This window comes from Sorangium sp. So ce590 (assembly GCF_051521365.1).
GTDB lineage: Bacteria > Myxococcota_A > Polyangia > Polyangiales > Polyangiaceae > Sorangium.
In genome coordinates, this window is sequence record NZ_CP150346.1 from 1,855,719 (window position 1) to 1,872,691 (window position 16,973).

12 protein-coding genes are annotated in these 16,973 nt (G+C 68.9%); 11 read left to right on the top strand and 1 reads right to left on the bottom strand.

Going from position 1 to position 16,973, the window contains the following annotated elements:
* Positions 1 to 255: 255 nt before the first annotated feature.
* The gene (locus WMF28_RS06890; RefSeq protein WP_437604397.1) at positions 256 to 816 is read right to left on the bottom strand and encodes a hypothetical protein; all 561 of its coding nucleotides are present in this window, start codon (positions 814 to 816) and stop codon (positions 256 to 258) included.
* On the opposite strand from WMF28_RS06890, the gene WMF28_RS06895 reads away from it, so the two are divergent.
* The 11 genes from WMF28_RS06895 (at position 722) to WMF28_RS06945 (ending at position 16,962) form a co-directional block, all read left to right on the top strand.
* Entirely contained in the window at positions 722 to 1,540 is an 819-nt protein-coding gene (locus WMF28_RS06895) for an IS630 family transposase (protein WP_437601276.1), read from the top strand. The two genes, WMF28_RS06890 and WMF28_RS06895, sit on opposite strands and share 95 nt — an antisense overlap.
* A gap of 248 nt (positions 1,541 to 1,788) precedes the next feature.
* Entirely contained in the window at positions 1,789 to 2,367 is a 579-nt protein-coding gene (locus WMF28_RS06900; protein WP_437601277.1) for an AbfB domain-containing protein, read from the top strand.
* Positions 2,368 to 3,478: 1,111 nt separating this feature from the next.
* Entirely contained in the window at positions 3,479 to 4,069 is a 591-nt protein-coding gene (locus WMF28_RS06905) for a hypothetical protein (protein ID WP_437601279.1), read from the top strand.
* A 24-nt stretch (positions 4,070 to 4,093) separates the two neighbouring features.
* Complete coding sequence (locus tag WMF28_RS06910; protein ID WP_437601281.1) at positions 4,094 to 4,771, top strand: hypothetical protein; 678 nt, start codon at positions 4,094 to 4,096, stop codon at positions 4,769 to 4,771.
* A gap of 13 nt (positions 4,772 to 4,784) precedes the next feature.
* On the top strand, positions 4,785 to 5,786 hold the full coding sequence (locus WMF28_RS06915; RefSeq protein WP_437601282.1) for a hypothetical protein: 1,002 nt from the start codon (positions 4,785 to 4,787) through the stop codon (positions 5,784 to 5,786).
* On the top strand, positions 5,783 to 6,610 hold the full coding sequence (locus tag WMF28_RS06920) for a phytanoyl-CoA dioxygenase family protein (protein ID WP_437601283.1): 828 nt from the start codon (positions 5,783 to 5,785) through the stop codon (positions 6,608 to 6,610). The genes WMF28_RS06915 and WMF28_RS06920 overlap by 4 nt, the downstream gene beginning before the upstream one ends.
* Positions 6,607 to 7,662 carry a hypothetical protein gene (locus WMF28_RS06925; RefSeq protein WP_437601285.1) on the top strand — a complete coding sequence of 352 codons (1,056 nt, stop codon included), beginning with the start codon at positions 6,607 to 6,609 and terminating at the stop codon, positions 7,660 to 7,662. The genes WMF28_RS06920 and WMF28_RS06925 overlap by 4 nt, the downstream gene beginning before the upstream one ends.
* 19 nt (positions 7,663 to 7,681) lie before the next feature.
* Positions 7,682 to 15,562 carry an RHS repeat domain-containing protein gene (locus tag WMF28_RS06930; RefSeq protein WP_437601286.1) on the top strand — a complete coding sequence of 2,627 codons (7,881 nt, stop codon included), beginning with the start codon at positions 7,682 to 7,684 and terminating at the stop codon, positions 15,560 to 15,562.
* Positions 15,563 to 15,686: 124 nt separating this feature from the next.
* Complete coding sequence (locus WMF28_RS06935; RefSeq protein ID WP_437601287.1) at positions 15,687 to 15,911, top strand: hypothetical protein; 225 nt, start codon at positions 15,687 to 15,689, stop codon at positions 15,909 to 15,911.
* A gap of 49 nt (positions 15,912 to 15,960) precedes the next feature.
* Positions 15,961 to 16,467, top strand: a complete 507-nt coding sequence (locus WMF28_RS06940; protein WP_437601288.1) for a hypothetical protein — start codon at positions 15,961 to 15,963, stop codon at positions 16,465 to 16,467.
* 240 nt (positions 16,468 to 16,707) lie between these two features.
* On the top strand, positions 16,708 to 16,962 hold the full coding sequence (locus WMF28_RS06945) for a hypothetical protein (protein ID WP_437601290.1): 255 nt from the start codon (positions 16,708 to 16,710) through the stop codon (positions 16,960 to 16,962).
* The last annotated feature ends 11 nt before the right edge of the window (positions 16,963 to 16,973 follow it).

A 16,973-nucleotide genomic window follows, 5' to 3' on the forward strand; every position in this document is an offset into this window, starting at 1 on the left:
CGACCGCGGCCGGCGCTCGGTGGTGCAGCGCGCGGACAAGGGACGCGCCGTTGCTCGGCGACGGCGAGCCCGCCTCCCGTCCGGCAGACATGGGATCACTTCCACCTAAACGGCCACCCCTGCCGTTCAGCTCGGGGATCGCCTCGTCCAGAGGCGCGAAATCCCCCATGTCGTCGAGCACCACGGCGCCGCGCTCGAGATCGAGGTCGGACGGCTCCAGCCTTCCTGCCTCGTCCGCCCGCATTCCCTCGCGAATCAGGAAGCCATAAAGATCCGATAGGACAGCGGCATATTCACCGCCGCCATGAGGCGCCTATCCTCGTCGGGATAGAGGGAGCCTTTGGCCTTGTTGTCCTCCGCCTTGGGGATCCATCCACGCGGCAGCGGATTGCTTACGATGATGCGCGCCGGATAGGTCGCGAGCGCGAGTATCCGATGAATGACCTTTGCGACTCCCTGACGCGAGGAGTCCTCAAGATGTCCTGGCAGCATGGAGATCGCTCGATCCGCATGATCAAGCGTCAAACGAGGGAGAGGAACGGGGCCGAGTACCCCTAGAACATGATTGAGCTTATGCCGGTATTGCTCCGGATGGCGAAGCGCTTTCACATGCAGTGGGTATTGCTCGGCGAGCCTTCCAGAAACAACCAACTCGGCGAACTCAGCGAAGGTTGTTTCCCCGGACGCGCGGGCACGCTCTTCGCCCCTGCAGAGCTGCTCGATGGCAAGCCGGACGTCGCGGAGCCCGCTTCCCTCGCGCGCCGCCGCCCGCTCCAGCAGCGGCAAGATCGTTCGCGCGGTCAGCCAAGAGACCATACGAAGAACCCTCGCCGACCAGGACATCAAACCCTGGCGGGAAAAAATGTGGTGCGTTCCGAAGATCGACACGCCGTTCGTCGAGCGGATGAAGGACGTGCTGGAGCTGTACGCCCGGCCCCACGACCCGAGCGAACCGGTCATAGCGCTCGATGAGCGCCCCGTCGTCCTGCACGACAGCGCAAGGCCCGACAGGCCGATGCGCCGAGGGAAGCCACGGCGCATCGACTACGAGTACGTCCGTCGGGGAACCGCCAACATCTTCTGCATCGTGGAGCCGAAGACCGGGCGCCATCTCACCCACGCGACCGAGGATCGGACGCGTCCTTCCTTCGCGCTCGCCGCCGAGCGCATCGCCCGCGCCTACCCGCGGGCGAGTCGGATTCACCTGGTGCTCGACAACCTCAATACTCACACCCCTGCATCGCTCATCAAGGCCTTCGGGGCCGAGCGGGGCCACGCGCTTGCCTCGCGTTTCGCGTTTCACCACACGCCGAAGCACGCGAGCTGGCTGAACGCCGCGGAGATCGAAGCCAGCCTCGTGTCCAGGGAGTGCCTCGGCCGTAACCGCATCCCGACGCTCAAGGAACTCCGGGCTCGCGTCCGGCAATGGAATGCAGTTGCGGACCGAGCTCGCCGCAAGAACAACTGGAAGTTCACCGTCCGCGACGCCGAGCGAGTTTTCGGATCCGACTGGTTCAACAGAATCGCGTCAGAGCACTAGGAGAGGCATGCTTGGATAATCAGCCTTTCATTCCGTGTGATTCTCCAGCCTGGTAGCGTATAGGCAAGATACCGATTGACTTCCCGACGACGCTTGTACGGCCTATACGCATCCGCCGTCAGCGACAAATCCGCTTGCGTTCACAAGCGTGACGAGGCGTGGCGCTGGGAGCGAGTCTTGACACTGCCGCAGCGATTGTTAGGTTCCGAGTGAAAACATTTGATCTCGTCAGCCAGGAATGACAAAACATGATGTCATCGAAGTCCTGTTGCTCCACCGTTGCTCTCACTCCGTTCTGGGCTCTGTGCTGGGCCATCGTGGTCAGCGGATGCAGCACCGATGGCATGCCCGAGCTCGACGAGGAGGGCCCTGAAGTCTCCGCACAAGCCCGTGGGGTGGGTGACTTCGTCTCGATCGAGTCGCACAACTTCCCCGGCATGTACATTCGTCACCGAGATTACCTGGGAGAACTGACCACGGTGGATTCTGCGCTGGATAGGGCGGATGCTACTTTCAGAATCGTTGCCGGCCTGGCCAATAGTAGCTGCGTTTCCTTCGAGTCCAGCGATGTTCCTGGAGCCTATCTCCGCCACCAAGATTTGCGGCTCAAGCTGCATCCGTTTGCCGATAAAATCCTCTTCAAGCGAGACGCAACATTCTGCATCCGGCCCGCGCTTCAACCTGGCGTCGGGGATCCCTGGCTCTCTCTCGAGTCGTACAGTGTCTCCGGCTATTACATTCGTCACGCCGATTTTCATCTCTTTGTAAGCCGAGACGGGGGCTCCTTCCAGGCCGACGCGACGTTCAGGTTCGTGGACCCGCTATGACTTCGGTTCGCTCGCCGATTCTACCGTAGTTAGCCACCCTTTTCCCCTTCGGGCCTGGATTTGCGGGCGGTCGACGAGGAGAGCCTCCGGCCTGCGCGTCTGCCTATTCCGCGATCCGCGACGATTGCGACAAGCGTGAACAACGAGCCCAATCTCGCACGAACAGAGCACTCCGGCGCGTAGGCAAATCAAGCCGGATCGCAGCGCGAGGAAGTGTAGCGCGGCAGAGCGAAAGGGTGGGACCGCGGTGCCGCTGCCCCCGGCGCCGTCGCAATAGAGCACCGGCCGCCCGTACCGGCGAGCCTCCTCCAGGGCCTTGCCTGTGAATTCGGGCAGCGTGTGGTGCGGCGTCAGGCTCGGCACGGCGAGAAAGCGACACGCCCCGAGCCGCGGCGCCACGAGATTCCGGTGCGGCTCGCTCTCTCGAAACAGGAAGTCGAGACAGACCAGCACGCCCATCGGCCTCGGGATGCCCTCCGGCATCTCGACGGGCGCCCAGGCCTCGCTGGGCCGCAAGGAGCTCCGCTCCGGAATCTCACGTCTGGCTGTCGGTGGCCAGACGCCTGGCTGTCGGTGGCCAGACGTCGTGAGCGCTGCGCGAACACCGTCTCGCGCGGTGGTCACCGCGTCAGCAAACTGGGTCCGTGCGCGCCGCGCCGCTCCCCAGCTTCACGCTTCTAGGCAGCACGTCGCGCCCCTGGTCGAGCCCGAGGTCCTCGGCTCCTACCAACGAGGGCGCTGAGGCAGGAAGCGTCCTTGAAGGCGGAGCTGCGACGGCGCGGGACGGTCATCGTCTTCCGTTCCTAGGCCATGCACCGCGTCCTCCTGTTGGAGAGCGAGATTCGCCACAGCCTGGTCGCGTGGACGTAAGGTATCCTCTGTCGCTGACACAGCGGCGGACACACACGGGTCAGTCAATATGTGAGTTGACCTAGAGATTAAATGGTGCGAGAAGGGAATCGCGGAGGCCGACGAGTAAGCGGTCCGTACGAAACACTCGTCGCAAGGAACGTCAAGCGTCCCGGGCACAGATGTGCCACGTCATGGTGCGTGGTGCGCGTAGGGGCAATCGTCGCGCGATGACTCATGTCTCCATTGACTAGGAGGATTCATGATTGCGAACTTGCGGGCCGAGCAGCTCAGTGCCTTCACGGAGCAGCTCAGTCTATATGGCATTTCCGTGGACGACGTGGAGGGCCAACGCCTGGAAAATGCCAATGGTGGTCCGATCGTTCTCGACACGAGCGGCGGCCCGAGCGCGGTGCAGCCCAAGATCCTCACCACCACCGATCTCGACGAGATGCGGCGTTGGCTGAACCCGGCCGGCGACGCCCGTGCGGCGATGACGAGGACGGTCAGCACGCCCTTCCCCTACGCCGCGGCGGCGGCCGAGGACGCCGGTGAGGAGTACGCCCGGCTCACCGCGGCGGCATACGATTATATCTTCCACGGGGCCGGCTTCGCTGCGGCGAGCCCGAACGATCCCGGCCTCAAGTCGGCCATCGAGGCCGCCTTCAGTGAGATGAATCTGGCGGTGTTCGCCGGCGAGACCATCGTCGTCCGCCCGGGGCAACCGCTGATCATTAGCGGCGCCGTGCCCGTCGCCCTGAACTATGCGGAGATGGACATCTACACCGGCGGCCAGGTTCTCATCTATGCCCCCGGGGTGATGACAATCCAGGTGCTCAAGAAGCTTTCCTGAACGCTAGGCTTGGAGGCTCCAACCATGACACTCGCCAATGGTTACGATTTCTATGTCGTCGGTCAGGACGGCGCCGACGGTACCGACGGCTCGAATGGAAAGAACGGCACGGATGGCCCAGCCGGTACCAACGCCAACTGTGACTGGAAATCCACCTGCAGCCCGGCCTCCGGCAGCGGCGGGACGGGTGTTTCCGGAACCTCGGGAACGGACGGCGGCAAGGGCGCGGACGGCCAGCCGGCGCAGCCCTTCACCATCACCATCAACGACCTGCAAAGCAGCATCACCATCTATGGCAAGGGCGGCGACGGCGGCAGGGGCGGCAACGGCGGCGCCGGGGGCGACGGCGGCAACGGCGGGAGCGGCGGCAACGGGAGCTCGTGCCCGGCCGGCGGCGCTTGCAGCGGCTCGGCCGGCGGCAACGGCGGCAACGGCGGCAGCGGCGGCAAGGGCGGCGATGGCGGCAACGGCGGCAACGGCAGCGCGGTGAACGTCAGCTTCACATCCACGAACGGATCGGTCGCGCAGGGGACAGGCGTCGCCTCGGTCGGCGGCGACAACGGCAACGGCGGCGCCGCGGGCGTGGCCGGCAGGGGCGGCACCGGCGGCAGCGGCTCGGGCAATGCCGGGAACGAGGGCACGCCGGGCGCGCCCGGCGCTCCGGGCAACAAGGGAACGCCCAGCACCATCTACATTGGCTAGGGCGCAGGACACCATGGAGGCTATCCCCGCTGGCGCCAACGCCCCGGCCTGGCCCGCGGCGCTGGTGCGTCTGGGCGCCGACCTTGCGGCCCTCGGCATCGACGACGTCGGCCGCCTGGCGCACCTGCTGACCGCGCGCGACGATCGCGCGCCCGGTGCGCCCGGCAAGTCGTCGCTCAACGCCGATGGGACGCCCCTCCAGCTCTGCCTGACCAGCCGCCGCGACGGCTGGGACATGCGGCTGATCGGAGATCCCGCCACCCATCTCGCCGATCCTGAAGCGCGCGCGGAGGCGACTCGGGCGGCGGTCGGACCGGTGCTGGCCGCCGCGCGGGCCGACCGGCTGGCGCCGCTGGTGGCGAAGAGCTGGGACCTCCTGTTGCCCCATGACGGCGAGCTGACAGTCTATGTCGAGGGCGTCGCGTGGTTCGGCGCCGCCCCTCGGATCCCAGGGTGCGCGATCTATTTCGACGTCACCAAGGGTGCGCTGGAGGCGCGCTGGCGGCGCGTCGCCGAGTGGCTGGCGGCCATCGCGGGGCCCGAAGCGGCCCGGGTCGTCGATCGGCTGCGGCCAGCAGGCCTGCCGATGGCGGCGGGGCTGGAGGGCGTCGACGAGCGCTTCGTCCGCCTGAAGATCTACTGGCGGCTTGCCTGCGCGGCTCCGCTCGCCGCGTTCGGCTTGCCCCTGCTGACCGATCCCGCGATGGCCGACTTCGTGCGCCTGCTGATCGGCGACCGGGTGATCGACGGCGACGGGCTGGTGCTCGCGGTCGGGCTCGACCCGCGCGACGGGCGTGTGATCGACGTCAAGGCCGATGTCTGCGGCGCTCACTGCCTGGGCTACGCGGCGGCCGAGTGGATCGACCGCATCGGTGCGCTCTCCGCGCGCTTCGCTCTCGCCGCCCTGCCCGTCGCCCGCGCCTTGGCGCAGGGCGGCCGGGTCTCCTATGTGGGTTTCGGCCTCGACGTCGCGGGCGGCGCGCGCCTGAACCTCTATCTGGGAGCCTCGACGTGAGGGGCGTCGCAGCGGTGTTCAACGATCCGGCGCGGCAGGCGGCGTTCGAGCGAGACGGCTTCGTCATGGTCGACCTGCTGGACGAGGCCGCGATCGCCGAGCTCGACGCCGTGTGCCAATCCCTCCGCCACCATCACGTCAATCCCTTCCACTCCAGCATCTTCACCGCCGACCTGGGCTATCGCTGGCAGGTGAATGCAGCGATCACCCGCGTGGTCGCGCCGCGCATCGCCGCCCTGACCGCGCATGAGCTGCTGTTCGGCGGCTTCCTGGTCAAGCAGCCGGCGCGGCGCAGCTTCGTGAGCTTCCACCAGGACTGGGCCTTCGTGGACGAGAGCCGGTACGCCACCCTGACGCTGTGGGCTCCGCTGCGCGACGTCGCCAACGAGGACGGCTGCCTGCTCATCGTGCCCGGAAGCCACACGCTGAACCGCAGCCCGCGCGGCTTCAACACGAGCTTTCCCTACGACGCGCTGATCCCGGAGCTGCTGCGGCGCCATACGCGCGTCGTCCCCATGCGTGCAGGCCAGGCGATCCTGTTCCATAACGGCCTGTTCCACGCGTCCAACCCGAACCGCGGCCAGGACGAGCGGCGCTGTGTGCAGGCCTTGCTGGCGCCGGGCGAGGCGGCGCTGCGCTTCCATTACGAGACCGAGGCCGAGGCGGGCGAGCCGACCGTGTTCGAGACCTACGAGGTCGGGCGCGACTTCTACACCGGGTACCAGTGGGGGACGCGTCCACCGACCGAGCGGCGGACCGCGATGGCCCCGCCCGCCTTCGATCCGATCGAGATCAGCGACCTCGCCCAGCTGCCCCCGTTATGAAGCTCTGGCCGACGCCCGCGGCGGACATCGGCACCACGGCGCTCGAGGTCCTGCTCGCCGCTGCCGATGACGACTTCGCCGAGTCGAAGCACGTCATGTCCTTCCCCCGCGCCCAGGGCTTCCGTGGGCCAGCCGACGAGCAGGTGGGCGACGTGTTCGCCCGCGCGCTGATCGCCGACGCGCTGCAGGACGACGACGCCGAGGCCCATGCGCCGCTGATCGTCGGCGCGATCGAGCATCTCCTCGACCGCCGCCGGCGAGACGAGGTCGGGGGCTGGAGCTATTTCCCGGACCTCATCGAATTGCCGGCCGATGCGGACGACCTTGCGCAGGTCATGCTGGTGTTGCTGCGCGGCGGCCGGCGTGATCTCGTCGCGCAGTATTGCGAAGCCCCGCTGGCGGCGCTGCTGGCGCTGGCGAGCGACGAGGGCTTCTTGCCGACCTGGATCGTGCCCGATCCGCCACGAACCGCCGAGCAGGCCCTGCAAGCCGAATGGGTGAGGCTGGCCTGGGGCTCGACGGCCGACCCCGAGGTGATCGCGAACCTGCTGCATGCCCTGGTGCTTTACGATCCCGACCGGTTCGGCGCGATCGTTGTCGCCGGCGCGAACTGGCTCGCCGCCGAGCAGCGCGCGGACGGGAGCTGGCGGTCGACCTGGTACCACGGTCCCTATTACGCCACCTGGCAGGCGGTGCGGCTGATCGCCGGCATCGTTCCGCACCACCCCTGTGTCGCCCGGGCGCGCGCGTTCTTGCTCGAAAGCCGCCTGGGCGCCGGAGGGTGGGGCCTGGGCCCCGAAAGCGATCCGCTCTCCACTGCGTTCGCGCTGCTGGCGCTCACCGCGTCGCGCGCCCCGCTTCCGGCACGGGTGGCGCAAGCCGGCCTGGCCGCGCTCGCCCCGGTAGGCGGCGCGTGGCCGGCGACGCCCTTCATCCGTATGCCGCTTGGCCGCACCGGGGGCGGTCCGGTGCAGGTGCTGAGCCATGGCAGCCGCACCGTCACCGCTCTGTTTGCGCTGAAAGCGGCGCTCGCCCTGCGCGAGCCCAAATGAGCCATGAAGGGATACCATCATGCCGAGTCTCACCCAGACGTCCGGATCGCAGGCGACGCTCGTCCCGCCGGTCCGCGCCTTTCAATTCGATTCCGCCGTCCCCGACGCCGCGAATCTGGTCAACCTGTTCCGCGGCACGGTCGCGCTGCCGCTCCCGTTGCTTTCGTTACCTGGCCTGAACGGCAACGATGTGACGATCCAGGCCAGCTACAACGGCGAGGCCGCGAGCAGCGCCGACACATGGAACGTGACCGCGCCGACCGGGCTGCTGGGGCTCGGCTGGTCGATTCCCTTCGAGTTCATCAGCGCTGAGGGCGTCGGCGCCGACACTCGCTACTTCCTGATGGGCGGCGCGTCGGCGACGGAGCTCGTCTGCACCGACGCGCGCGACCGCACCGCGATCCGCTTCGAGCCGATCGACTTCAAGTTCTGGCAGGTCACCTATGACGCGACGCGCGAGCTGTGGACCATCGTGCAGGAGGACGGCACCACCAGGATCTACGGCGACGCGTCGAGCGGGCGGAGCACGGTCCAATATGGGGTCCGCTGGGGCGCCTGGCGCGAAGCCAGCACCAGCGCCGGACAGCAACGCTATGTCAATGCCTGGAACCTGAGCCAGATCCGCAGCGTCTGGGGCGATGTCGTCACCTTCACCTTCGACGCCGTCGAGCAGGCGGTGGGCAGCGGCGGGCAACGGTACACCAAGGCGAGCTATCTCTCGCGGATCGTCGACACCTTCGGGCGGACGGTGACCTTCGTCTATGGCGAAAAGGTGTACGACCGCGCCAAGGGCGTGTGCGAGTACCAGGACCCGCACAAGACCGCCCCGAGCAACGTCCCCGACGCGTACCAGAGCCGTTACCAGACGCGCTTCCTGCAGCAGATCGCCGTGGCCGCGGCCGACGGCGCGCCGCTCACCTCGATCGACTTCGGCTACGAGATCCGCAGCTTCGCGCGCCTTCCCGTCAACGACCCCGACGCGCCGCTGTACGCTAAGCGGCTCCTCGTCTCGGTCGTGCAGCGCGACGGAGCGGGTAATAGCCTTCCCGGGTTCGCCTTCGACTATGGTGGAGCCAAGGACCCGCTGCCCGGCGGGCTCACGTCGATCGTCTATCCGGCAGGCTCGATCGTCACCTTCTCCTACAGGAAAGACGCGATCCTCGGCACCGGGCGTTCGCTCGCGGTCCCGGCGCCAGCGGCCGGGGCGGTCCCGCGCGTGTGGCACGGCAACGACTATGTGCTCGTCACCTGGCACGACCGGGCAGGCGGCGAGCTGCTGACGACCATCTACAGCTGGAACGGCCGCTGGACGGGCTGGTCGCTGGCGACGATCCGGGGACAGATCGATCCGGCCAGCCTCGTGGTCATCCCACGCGCCGCGTTCGCCGTGATCGCGTTCCGCAACACCGCCACGAACCGCGACGAGTTCCACATCCTGCGGCGCGATCCCCGCCGGTTCGGGGACTGGACCGTTCATGTCGACACCGTGCCACTCGCCGCCGGCGCAGGCGCCACTCAGCTGGCCTCGGGCGATGAGTTCTTCATCGCCTTCAACGCCGCCTATGCGGGCCCGCGCTTCCACGGATTCGGCTGGAGCTGGCGCGACCAGGCCTGGGAGGCGCTCCCCAGTCCAACCATCGCCGCCGATCCCGCCAGGACCGTGACGCTGGGCGCGGTCCGCAACGCGTTCGTGGCCTGCTCGTTCGATCCTGCTGCCGGGACCGTCACGTTCCAGACGGTCGCCCGCGACATGGCGGGCCGCTGGTCGGCGCTCGCCGCCTGGACGACGACCAACGTCAGGCCCTATCTGATCGACGACAAGCCGGCGCTCACGACGACGACCGGCGAGGTATTCCTGACCCTCGCCTTCCTCAAGACCGTGACGTCCGGCGCCCCGGGGTCAGCCGACTACGAAGTCCGCACCTGGATATGGGACGAGCAGTTCCGCGTCATCGACATGGCTTCGCCCTACACCTACACGGCCAGCGTCGACATCTGGCAGGGCAAGCCAGACATGCAACCGCTTGAGATCGGGTTCACCGGATCGCTGCTCGGCAACAACCGGACGGTGTCGCGCTACAGGGGCCCGGCCGCTCCCGCCTGGTCGTCCCAGGCCTTCCCCGCGCCCTCCGCCAGCGGCGCGACCTACAACTTCGCCTACGGCGACGACGTGGCGGCGATGTCCCGCGCGGCAGGCGCCGCCCTGGTCAACCAGCTGCTCGCCTATGATCCAAACCGCAATGGCTGGACGACCGTGGCCCTGCCGGCGAAGGGCACCCGCCCGACGCTCTCTGGCGATGTCGCGACCGTCGGCGCGGCCGTATGGCGGCGGGGGGTCGACGGCATCTGGCGACCGCTGGCGACGGGGCTGACCGCGCCGGTCGCCGACGCCTCGGTCGCGAACTTCGCGCCCAACTACATCGTCTACGGTGACGGCGCCGGCGCGCTGCGCGTCGCGCTCTTCCGCGGCGGCCGCATCGCCGTCGACGAGCTGGTCGCCTCTGGCCAGACGACGGCGGTCGCCAGTGGCGGCCCCGGCACGCAGCTGACCGCGCCCGCCGCCTTCGTCGCCTATCCGGCGGGCAAGCCGTTCGATCAGGCGACGACGCTGTGGCTGTACCAGGTCGCCGGCCGTTCGATGACCCTGCCGCTCACCAACACGCCCGTGGTGACGGTACGGGTCCAGGACGGCTATGCCGGCGACTCGCCCACAGCGGAGGCGTTCAGCTACGACCAGTCGACCTGCACCTTCGACGCGACGACGGCGCTCACCCAGTATGGCCGTGTCCGGCGGGTGAGCGGCAGCGCCGACAGCCATGTCGCGCCACAAGGGTACACCGATTTCTACTACTCGAACGGCTTCTCGAATGACGCCAGCAGCTACTCCATCTTCGGAACGCCGCTCAATTACATGAACGTGCTGAACGGGGTGCTGCTCGCGCGCCTCGCCTATGATACCGGCGGCAAGGAAGTGAGCCGCACGGTCAATGCGTTCGACGTCCGCACCAGGGCCCGCGCGCTGAGCACAGGCGCCTGGCGCAACGTGGCCGGGGCATGGTTCGTCGCGGTGGCGCAGCTCGAGATCAAGGATGGGGTCCAGAGCCGGACGGACGCGGCCTATGACGACGCCACCGGCCAGCAGACCGAGAGCCGCATTGAGTTCTGGAACAGCGATGGGCACAAGGTCCGCAAGCGCACCACCTATGAACGCGCCGCCGCGCGCTATCCGGCCATGGCGGCGCGCAACATGCTGAACCAGATCGCCGCCGAGACAAGCTTCAGCGCGGTCGACGGCGCCGACGAGGCGATCGTCGCCCATCGCGTCACGACCTGGCAGGCCTGGGACGTGGATGCCTCCGGGCCCTGGGGCAAGGCCAGCGTCTACGACTGGCGTGGAGGCGGCGACGCGACCATCCCGGCCGAGGCGTGGAACGGAGCGCCGCCCGGCGCGGACTGGCTGCGACTGAGCGCCATCCAGGCGGTGACCGCCAGGGGCCAACCCCGCCTGATGCTCGATGTGGGCGGGCGGCTGTCCGAGAACCTGTTCGCGGCCGACGGCGCGACGCCGATCGCCAGCTTCGTCAACGCCGCTGCGACGACCAGCGGCGCGGCCTACCACGGGTTCGAGCCCTACGAGGCGTCGGACCAGGCCTGGACCTGTACGCCCGCCTCTAGCGGCGCGGTCACCGCGGGCGATTCGCGGGCCGGCACTTGCTGCTTCGCCATGACCGGCGCGGCGGTGCTCAGCCGGGTGCTGCCGCTGCCAGTCCCGCGGAAGACCTATGTGCTGTGCGGCTGGATCAAGACCGCGCCCGGTGATCCTGACGGGGCGGTGAGCTGGTCGGTGACGCTGGCGGGGGCCGGCGGGCGGATCACCCACCCCGTCGCCGCGACCGCCGGCTCCTGGGCGTTCCGGCGCTGGATCTTCGATCTGCCCGGCGACGGCTCGGCCACGACCGCGACGCTCGCGCTCGAGGTCACCGGCGGAAGCCGCTGGGTCCGCGTCGATTCCCTCGCCTTCTTCCCGCTCGACAGCACCTATTCGGCCGCGGCCGTCGACATGGCGCTTCGCGTCCCCACCGCCCAGCTCGGGCCCAACGGCGAGTGCGCGACGCTGTTCCTCGACGGCTTCGCGCGCCAGATCGGCAGCGCGGGCCCCGGCGAGGCGCCCGTCGCGCTCAACGCCAGCTTCGCCACCCGTCAGGTCAACGCCGTCAGCCCCACCGTCCCCTTTCCTCAGGGGCAGCCGAACCAGATCGTGGAGTTCCAGGCGCGCGCGGCCGGCGTGGTGGACCGCTTCGCCGATGGCGATGAGGGGCTCTGGACCTTCGCCGGTCAGGCCTGGCGGATCGCCGGCCGCGCGCTCGTTCATGCGGGCGCCTCGGCCGATCCCCTGGGCGACACGGCGCTTCGGCGGGGCTTCGCGTCGCCTGACATGGCGCTGAGCGTCGAGGTGGCGATCGATCCCGGCGGCTCGGCCGCGGTCGGTAACGGCGACGTGTTCGCCGCCTGGAGCGCGGTCGACGGGTGGCGGCTGCTGCGCTCGAGCAAGGGCGTGATCACGGTGCTGGCCCAGGCCGCCGCCGGGCCAGCGCGACGCTGGCTGTTCGCGATGATCGATGGGCGCGCGCTGCTGTTCGCCGACGGCGCTCCGCTGTTCGACATCAGGGTGACGCCGGCCTCGCCGCCACCGGACGGCCTGGTGCTGGCGGCGAGCGGCGGCGTCCGCTTCCAGCGCCTCATCGCGCTCGCTGATCCGACCGCGAGCTTCAGCTTCACGGACGGCGGGAACAAGACGCGCCAGCGGGTCCGGCTCCTCGACGGCGCGACCGGCGTGCGCGACGCCACACTGTACGACGCGCTCGGCCGCGCGGCGGCGGAGACCTTTGCCGCCTACTCGACCGGGCCCTCGGCGTTCGCCTACGACGTAGGCTTCGTCACCAACGCCGGACCGGGCGGCGCGCTGTGGAATGGCGCGCCGCTCACCGGCGGCCTCGCCGACGCCTATCCGGAGGCCGGCGGCTATCCGTTCCGCCGCAGCGCATTCGAGGCTTCGCCGCTCGGCCGCATCGTCGCGCGCGGCCAGGCGGGCGTGGACTTCGCGCTTCGGCCCGACCAGCCGCACGTCACGCGCTTCGAATATCGCGCCAATACAGCCGCCGATGCGCCCGACCTGCCCCCTGGCCAGTATCGCGCGGAGGTGCGGTACGACCCCAACGGCGTGTCGACCACGACCCTGGTCGACCTCGGCGGCGCCAGGGTCTGGGCGCGGGTGGGCGCGACGGTCAAGGGCGTCGAGCACGGCGCGGCGGCGAGCTTCCGCTATGACGCCATGGGACGGATGGCGCGGGCGATCCCCCCGGCGAGGAGCGTCGCTCCGGTCGACAGGGCCTATGATTTCCTGGGGCGCACCGTGTCGCTCACCTCGCCGGACACCGGCCTCGTGCGGTCGCTGCCGAACGACGAGGGGCAGATCCGCTTCATGAGCACCGCGGCCGGCGCCGCGGCGAGCCCGCCGTTCATCCTCTATCAAAAGTTCGACACCCTGGGCCGGCTGATCGAAAAGGGGTACTACCCCTTCGTCTGGGATGCGGCGGGCGAAGCGGAGCTGCGCGCCAAGGCCGACGGTGACCCGGCGTGGCCGCCCGCCACACAGACCTGGCGGCAGCGATATTGGTGGGACTGGGACGGCGGGCAGGACGCACCGACCATCGGGCGATGCTGGCGCACCGAGAGCAACAACAGCGATACCGCCACCGCCGACGTCATCGAGACGAGAGTCCACGGGCTGGACGGCGCCCCGATCGCGACAAGCCTGGTCTGCACCGGATTCGGTCCGCAGGCCCAGAAGGTAGGCTATGGCCACAATCTGCTCGGCGCCGTCATCTCCACCGCGGCCGGCGATGCAGAGCCGCCGGTCCTGACCGGTTACGATAGGCTCGGCCGCGTGACAGGCGTCGGCGTCGCCGGCGATGCAACGCGCTTCGCCGCGTATGCGTACGACGCCAACGGCCGCATGACCGAAGAGCGCCTGCATCCGGGCGCCTCGGGTTTGATGCGCAGCTACGAGCACGCGCCTCCTGGCTGGCCGCTCCGCATCGCCGACGCGACGACCAGCGAGACCCTCACCTATACCGAGGGGGGCTACGATGGTGCCGGATACTGGGACGGCCAGGTGGCGAGCCAGGAAGTGGCCTACCCGCCGCTCGGCCAGCACATCAAGCGGACGTTCCGCAACGACAGCCAGGGACGGCTCACCGCCATCGGCGGTGGCGCCGCCAACGCCGAGGTGCTTGCCTATGACGCCAACGGCAACATGCTGTCGCGCAGCGGCGGCGGCGGCGGCGCTGTCTTCACCTATGAAAGCGGGACCAACCGGCTGCGCAGCACCGACGGCGGCCAAGGCGACGCCTACCGTTATGATCCGTCCGGCAATGTCATCGAGGCGACGTCGAGGTCGCTCTCGCTGGAGTACGACCGCGGCACGGGGGCCGTCCGCAAGGTGCTGCTCGGCGGCGGCGCCCAGGTGGCCTATGCCTACGGCGGCGGCAGCCGGCGGGTCTTCAAGAGCGCCGGGAGCGACCGGCTCTACGTGCATGGGAGCGAAGCCCTGCCGCTGGTCGAGATCGAGCGGACCGGAGGTGCGGAGGTCCGGTCGCGGCTCGTCTACGGGCCGACCGGGCTGATCGCGGTCCGCGTCGACGGGGTGCTCTACTTCGTCGCCAAGGACCATCTCGGGTCGATCCGCACGATCACCCGCGAGGATGGAACGCTGGTCGCCGCGTTCGACTATGACCCGTTCGGCGAGACCAGCTCGCTGTCCGGCGACGCATCGGCGTTCCGGTATCGCTTCACCGGCCAGGAGGTGGACCTCGAGACGGGCCTCTATAACTTCCGGCTGCGCCTCTACGATCCGGCGCTCGGCCGCTTCTACCAGGTGGACCCCGCCGGCCAGCAGGCCTCGCCCTATATCTATGTCGGCGACGCGCCGCTGCTGTTCGTCGACCGTAGCGGGGCCGACTTCGGCCTTTCGCTGCTGATCGCGATCATCATCGGCGCAGTGGTGTCGGCGATGGTCAGCGCCGTCACCTACGCGATCGTCAACCGCAACGACTTCCATTCGCGGGATTTCGGCATCGCCATCGGCGCAGGCGCGCTGGCCGGCGCGATCGGCGGCGCGGTGGGCTTCGCCGGCCCCGCCGTGCTGGCGGCCGGCGCCACGACGATCGGGGCGGCGACCGTCGCGCAGAGCGCCGCCTTCTCTATCACCGCCGGCGCCGCCTTCGGCGCGGGCGGCGGCGCCCTCGGCCAGCTGGCCGCCAACGCGGTGACGGGGCAGGACCTGGGCAGCGGGATGCTGATGGCGTCGCTCACTGGCTTCGTCGGCGGCGGCATCGGCGGCTATGTCGGCTGGCGCGTGAACGTCGGCCGCCAGCTCGGTTATCACGGCACCACCAGCAACTACGTCAACTCCATCGCCCGCCAGATCAATCCGCCCCCGGGGGGCGTCAGTTTCGAAGGCGCGGAGCTCGGCGAGGGGTTCTACACCTCGGCGGAACGCGGCACCGCCGAGGAATTCGCGTTCTTGGCGCGGCGCAACGCCGGGGTGGCGCGGCGCAACGAAGCGATCCTGAGGATCTTCTCGCGTAGAGAGCCGAACATCGGCCAGATTCCGGAGGAGCTGGGGTGGACGCCGCTGCCCTGGGCCCGGCTTCCCTCGCACCCGTCCTACGATCCCTTGCGCGCGGGCTATATCAACAACTTCGACGCGCTCGCCGGGGTCATCTCCGACATGGAAGGGCAGACGCAGATCAAGTACAATCCCCGCTTCTACGGGCAGCTGAAGGCGTTTCCGGAACAGGCGACCGGCATCTGGCGCTATCTTCCGGGGCACGGGTAGGGAGCGGCGAGGACATGGGGGCATTATCGGAACATGTGCGGCATCCTCTGAAGCGCGAGCTCTACTGAAGCGCGAGCTCTACCAGCCGGCCGAGCTCAGCGAGCCGCTCATCCTGGTGTACAAGATGGTGGCGGCGGCGCTCGCGGACGGGGCCGAGCGGATCGACTTCGCCATGCGTGGCCTGTCCTGGAGCGGCCGAGCCGGCCGGCAGGAGGTCAACATCAGCATCGACATGCGCCCCTTCGTCGAGCGCGTACGGGCGCGCGACACGCTGATGCGCGCCCGCCTGCTTCCCCTGGGCGCGCAGCTGGAGAGCGATAGCTACGGGCTCGACGACGCCGCGGGCTAGATCTGGCGCTCGGCCGTATGCGGCGACGCCGGAAGAAGAGGAGCTCGTGATGACCACCCAGGAGCTCGTCGAGCCGTTCATCCAGCAGGGGCGCAAGCAGGGGATTGGATGGACCGTCGCGAGCTCTCCGGGCCCAGGGCTCGGCGGTTGGGCCGGGGTTGGGGCCATGCCGCCCGAAGGGGTGCGATCCGTCGTCACGCCCTCCCAAAATCCCTGGAGATGCGACGGATCGCGACGGTTCGGCGCCGCGGAAAAGTCCCGCCAGGATTCCGCCGCGGTGGCGAACGGTCGCGATCCGTCACTTCTTGCGGGGTTTCGGGGGGGAGCGACGACCGATCGCAGACCCTCGGACGGCATGGACCCAACCCTGGCCCAACCGAGGGGATTCGGGTCCGGAGAGCTCGCGATGGTCGAGCCGTCGCCTCGGGCCGCCGTGGTTGCGTCGCTCGCCGGCACCCTAAGCCGTGCCGTCGCCCTCGGCGATGAGGAGGCAGCCCGGGTCGTGCACGAGGCGATCGGTCAGCTACTCGGGCTGTCGGTGGCACCGGAGGGGTGAGCAAGCTTGGGCCGAACGTCGAGCCCGCCGCTCGCGTCGACTCGCTGCCGGAGCCTTGCCGCTCGCCAGTGCCCGCAGGCTCTACTGGGATCGCCCGCACGCAGCGGTTGCGTGCCGAAGCGCCCCGGAGGCATCCGGAAAGTGATGCCGGCAAGCAGCAGGCCTGTGCCGGGAGGCAAGCGCGGCGGCGTGCGCAGGCGACGACCCTCTCGCCGCGTTGCTGCATGGCGACGCGATACCATGACGCAAGTCACCGCTCCTGGCACGGACCCGGATGCGGTGCGCGGAATCGAGCAGCGCGGCACGGAAGAAAATCCGCTGCTCGGACGCAAAAGCGACAAAATCAGGGGGAACAAGATCTCCGGTATCTCGGAGCGTAAGCAGAAAACGGCGCGCGGACGTCAGCGGCTCGCCAAGGGAGATGGTATATTGGCCGGCCGCAAACCCAGTCAAATGCCTGCACTCAATACCTTGAACGCCAAAACCTGCAAATAGCCCTGGAGGGC

Coding starts and splice junctions, on each gene's coding strand:
- WMF28_RS06895 (WP_437601276.1), top strand. CDS start 722: ATGGCAAGCCGGACGTCGCGGAGCCCGCTTCCCTCGCGCGCCGCCGCC.
- WMF28_RS06890 (WP_437604397.1), bottom strand. CDS start 816: ATGGTCTCTTGGCTGACCGCGCGAACGATCTTGCCGCTGCTGGAGCGG.
- WMF28_RS06900 (WP_437601277.1), top strand. CDS start 1,789: ATGATGTCATCGAAGTCCTGTTGCTCCACCGTTGCTCTCACTCCGTTC.
- WMF28_RS06905 (WP_437601279.1), top strand. CDS start 3,479: ATGATTGCGAACTTGCGGGCCGAGCAGCTCAGTGCCTTCACGGAGCAG.
- WMF28_RS06910 (WP_437601281.1), top strand. CDS start 4,094: ATGACACTCGCCAATGGTTACGATTTCTATGTCGTCGGTCAGGACGGC.
- WMF28_RS06915 (WP_437601282.1), top strand. CDS start 4,785: ATGGAGGCTATCCCCGCTGGCGCCAACGCCCCGGCCTGGCCCGCGGCG.
- WMF28_RS06925 (WP_437601285.1), top strand. CDS start 6,607: ATGAAGCTCTGGCCGACGCCCGCGGCGGACATCGGCACCACGGCGCTC.
- WMF28_RS06930 (WP_437601286.1), top strand. CDS start 7,682: ATGCCGAGTCTCACCCAGACGTCCGGATCGCAGGCGACGCTCGTCCCG.
- WMF28_RS06935 (WP_437601287.1), top strand. CDS start 15,687: ATGGTGGCGGCGGCGCTCGCGGACGGGGCCGAGCGGATCGACTTCGCC.
- WMF28_RS06940 (WP_437601288.1), top strand. CDS start 15,961: ATGACCACCCAGGAGCTCGTCGAGCCGTTCATCCAGCAGGGGCGCAAG.
- WMF28_RS06945 (WP_437601290.1), top strand. CDS start 16,708: ATGACGCAAGTCACCGCTCCTGGCACGGACCCGGATGCGGTGCGCGGA.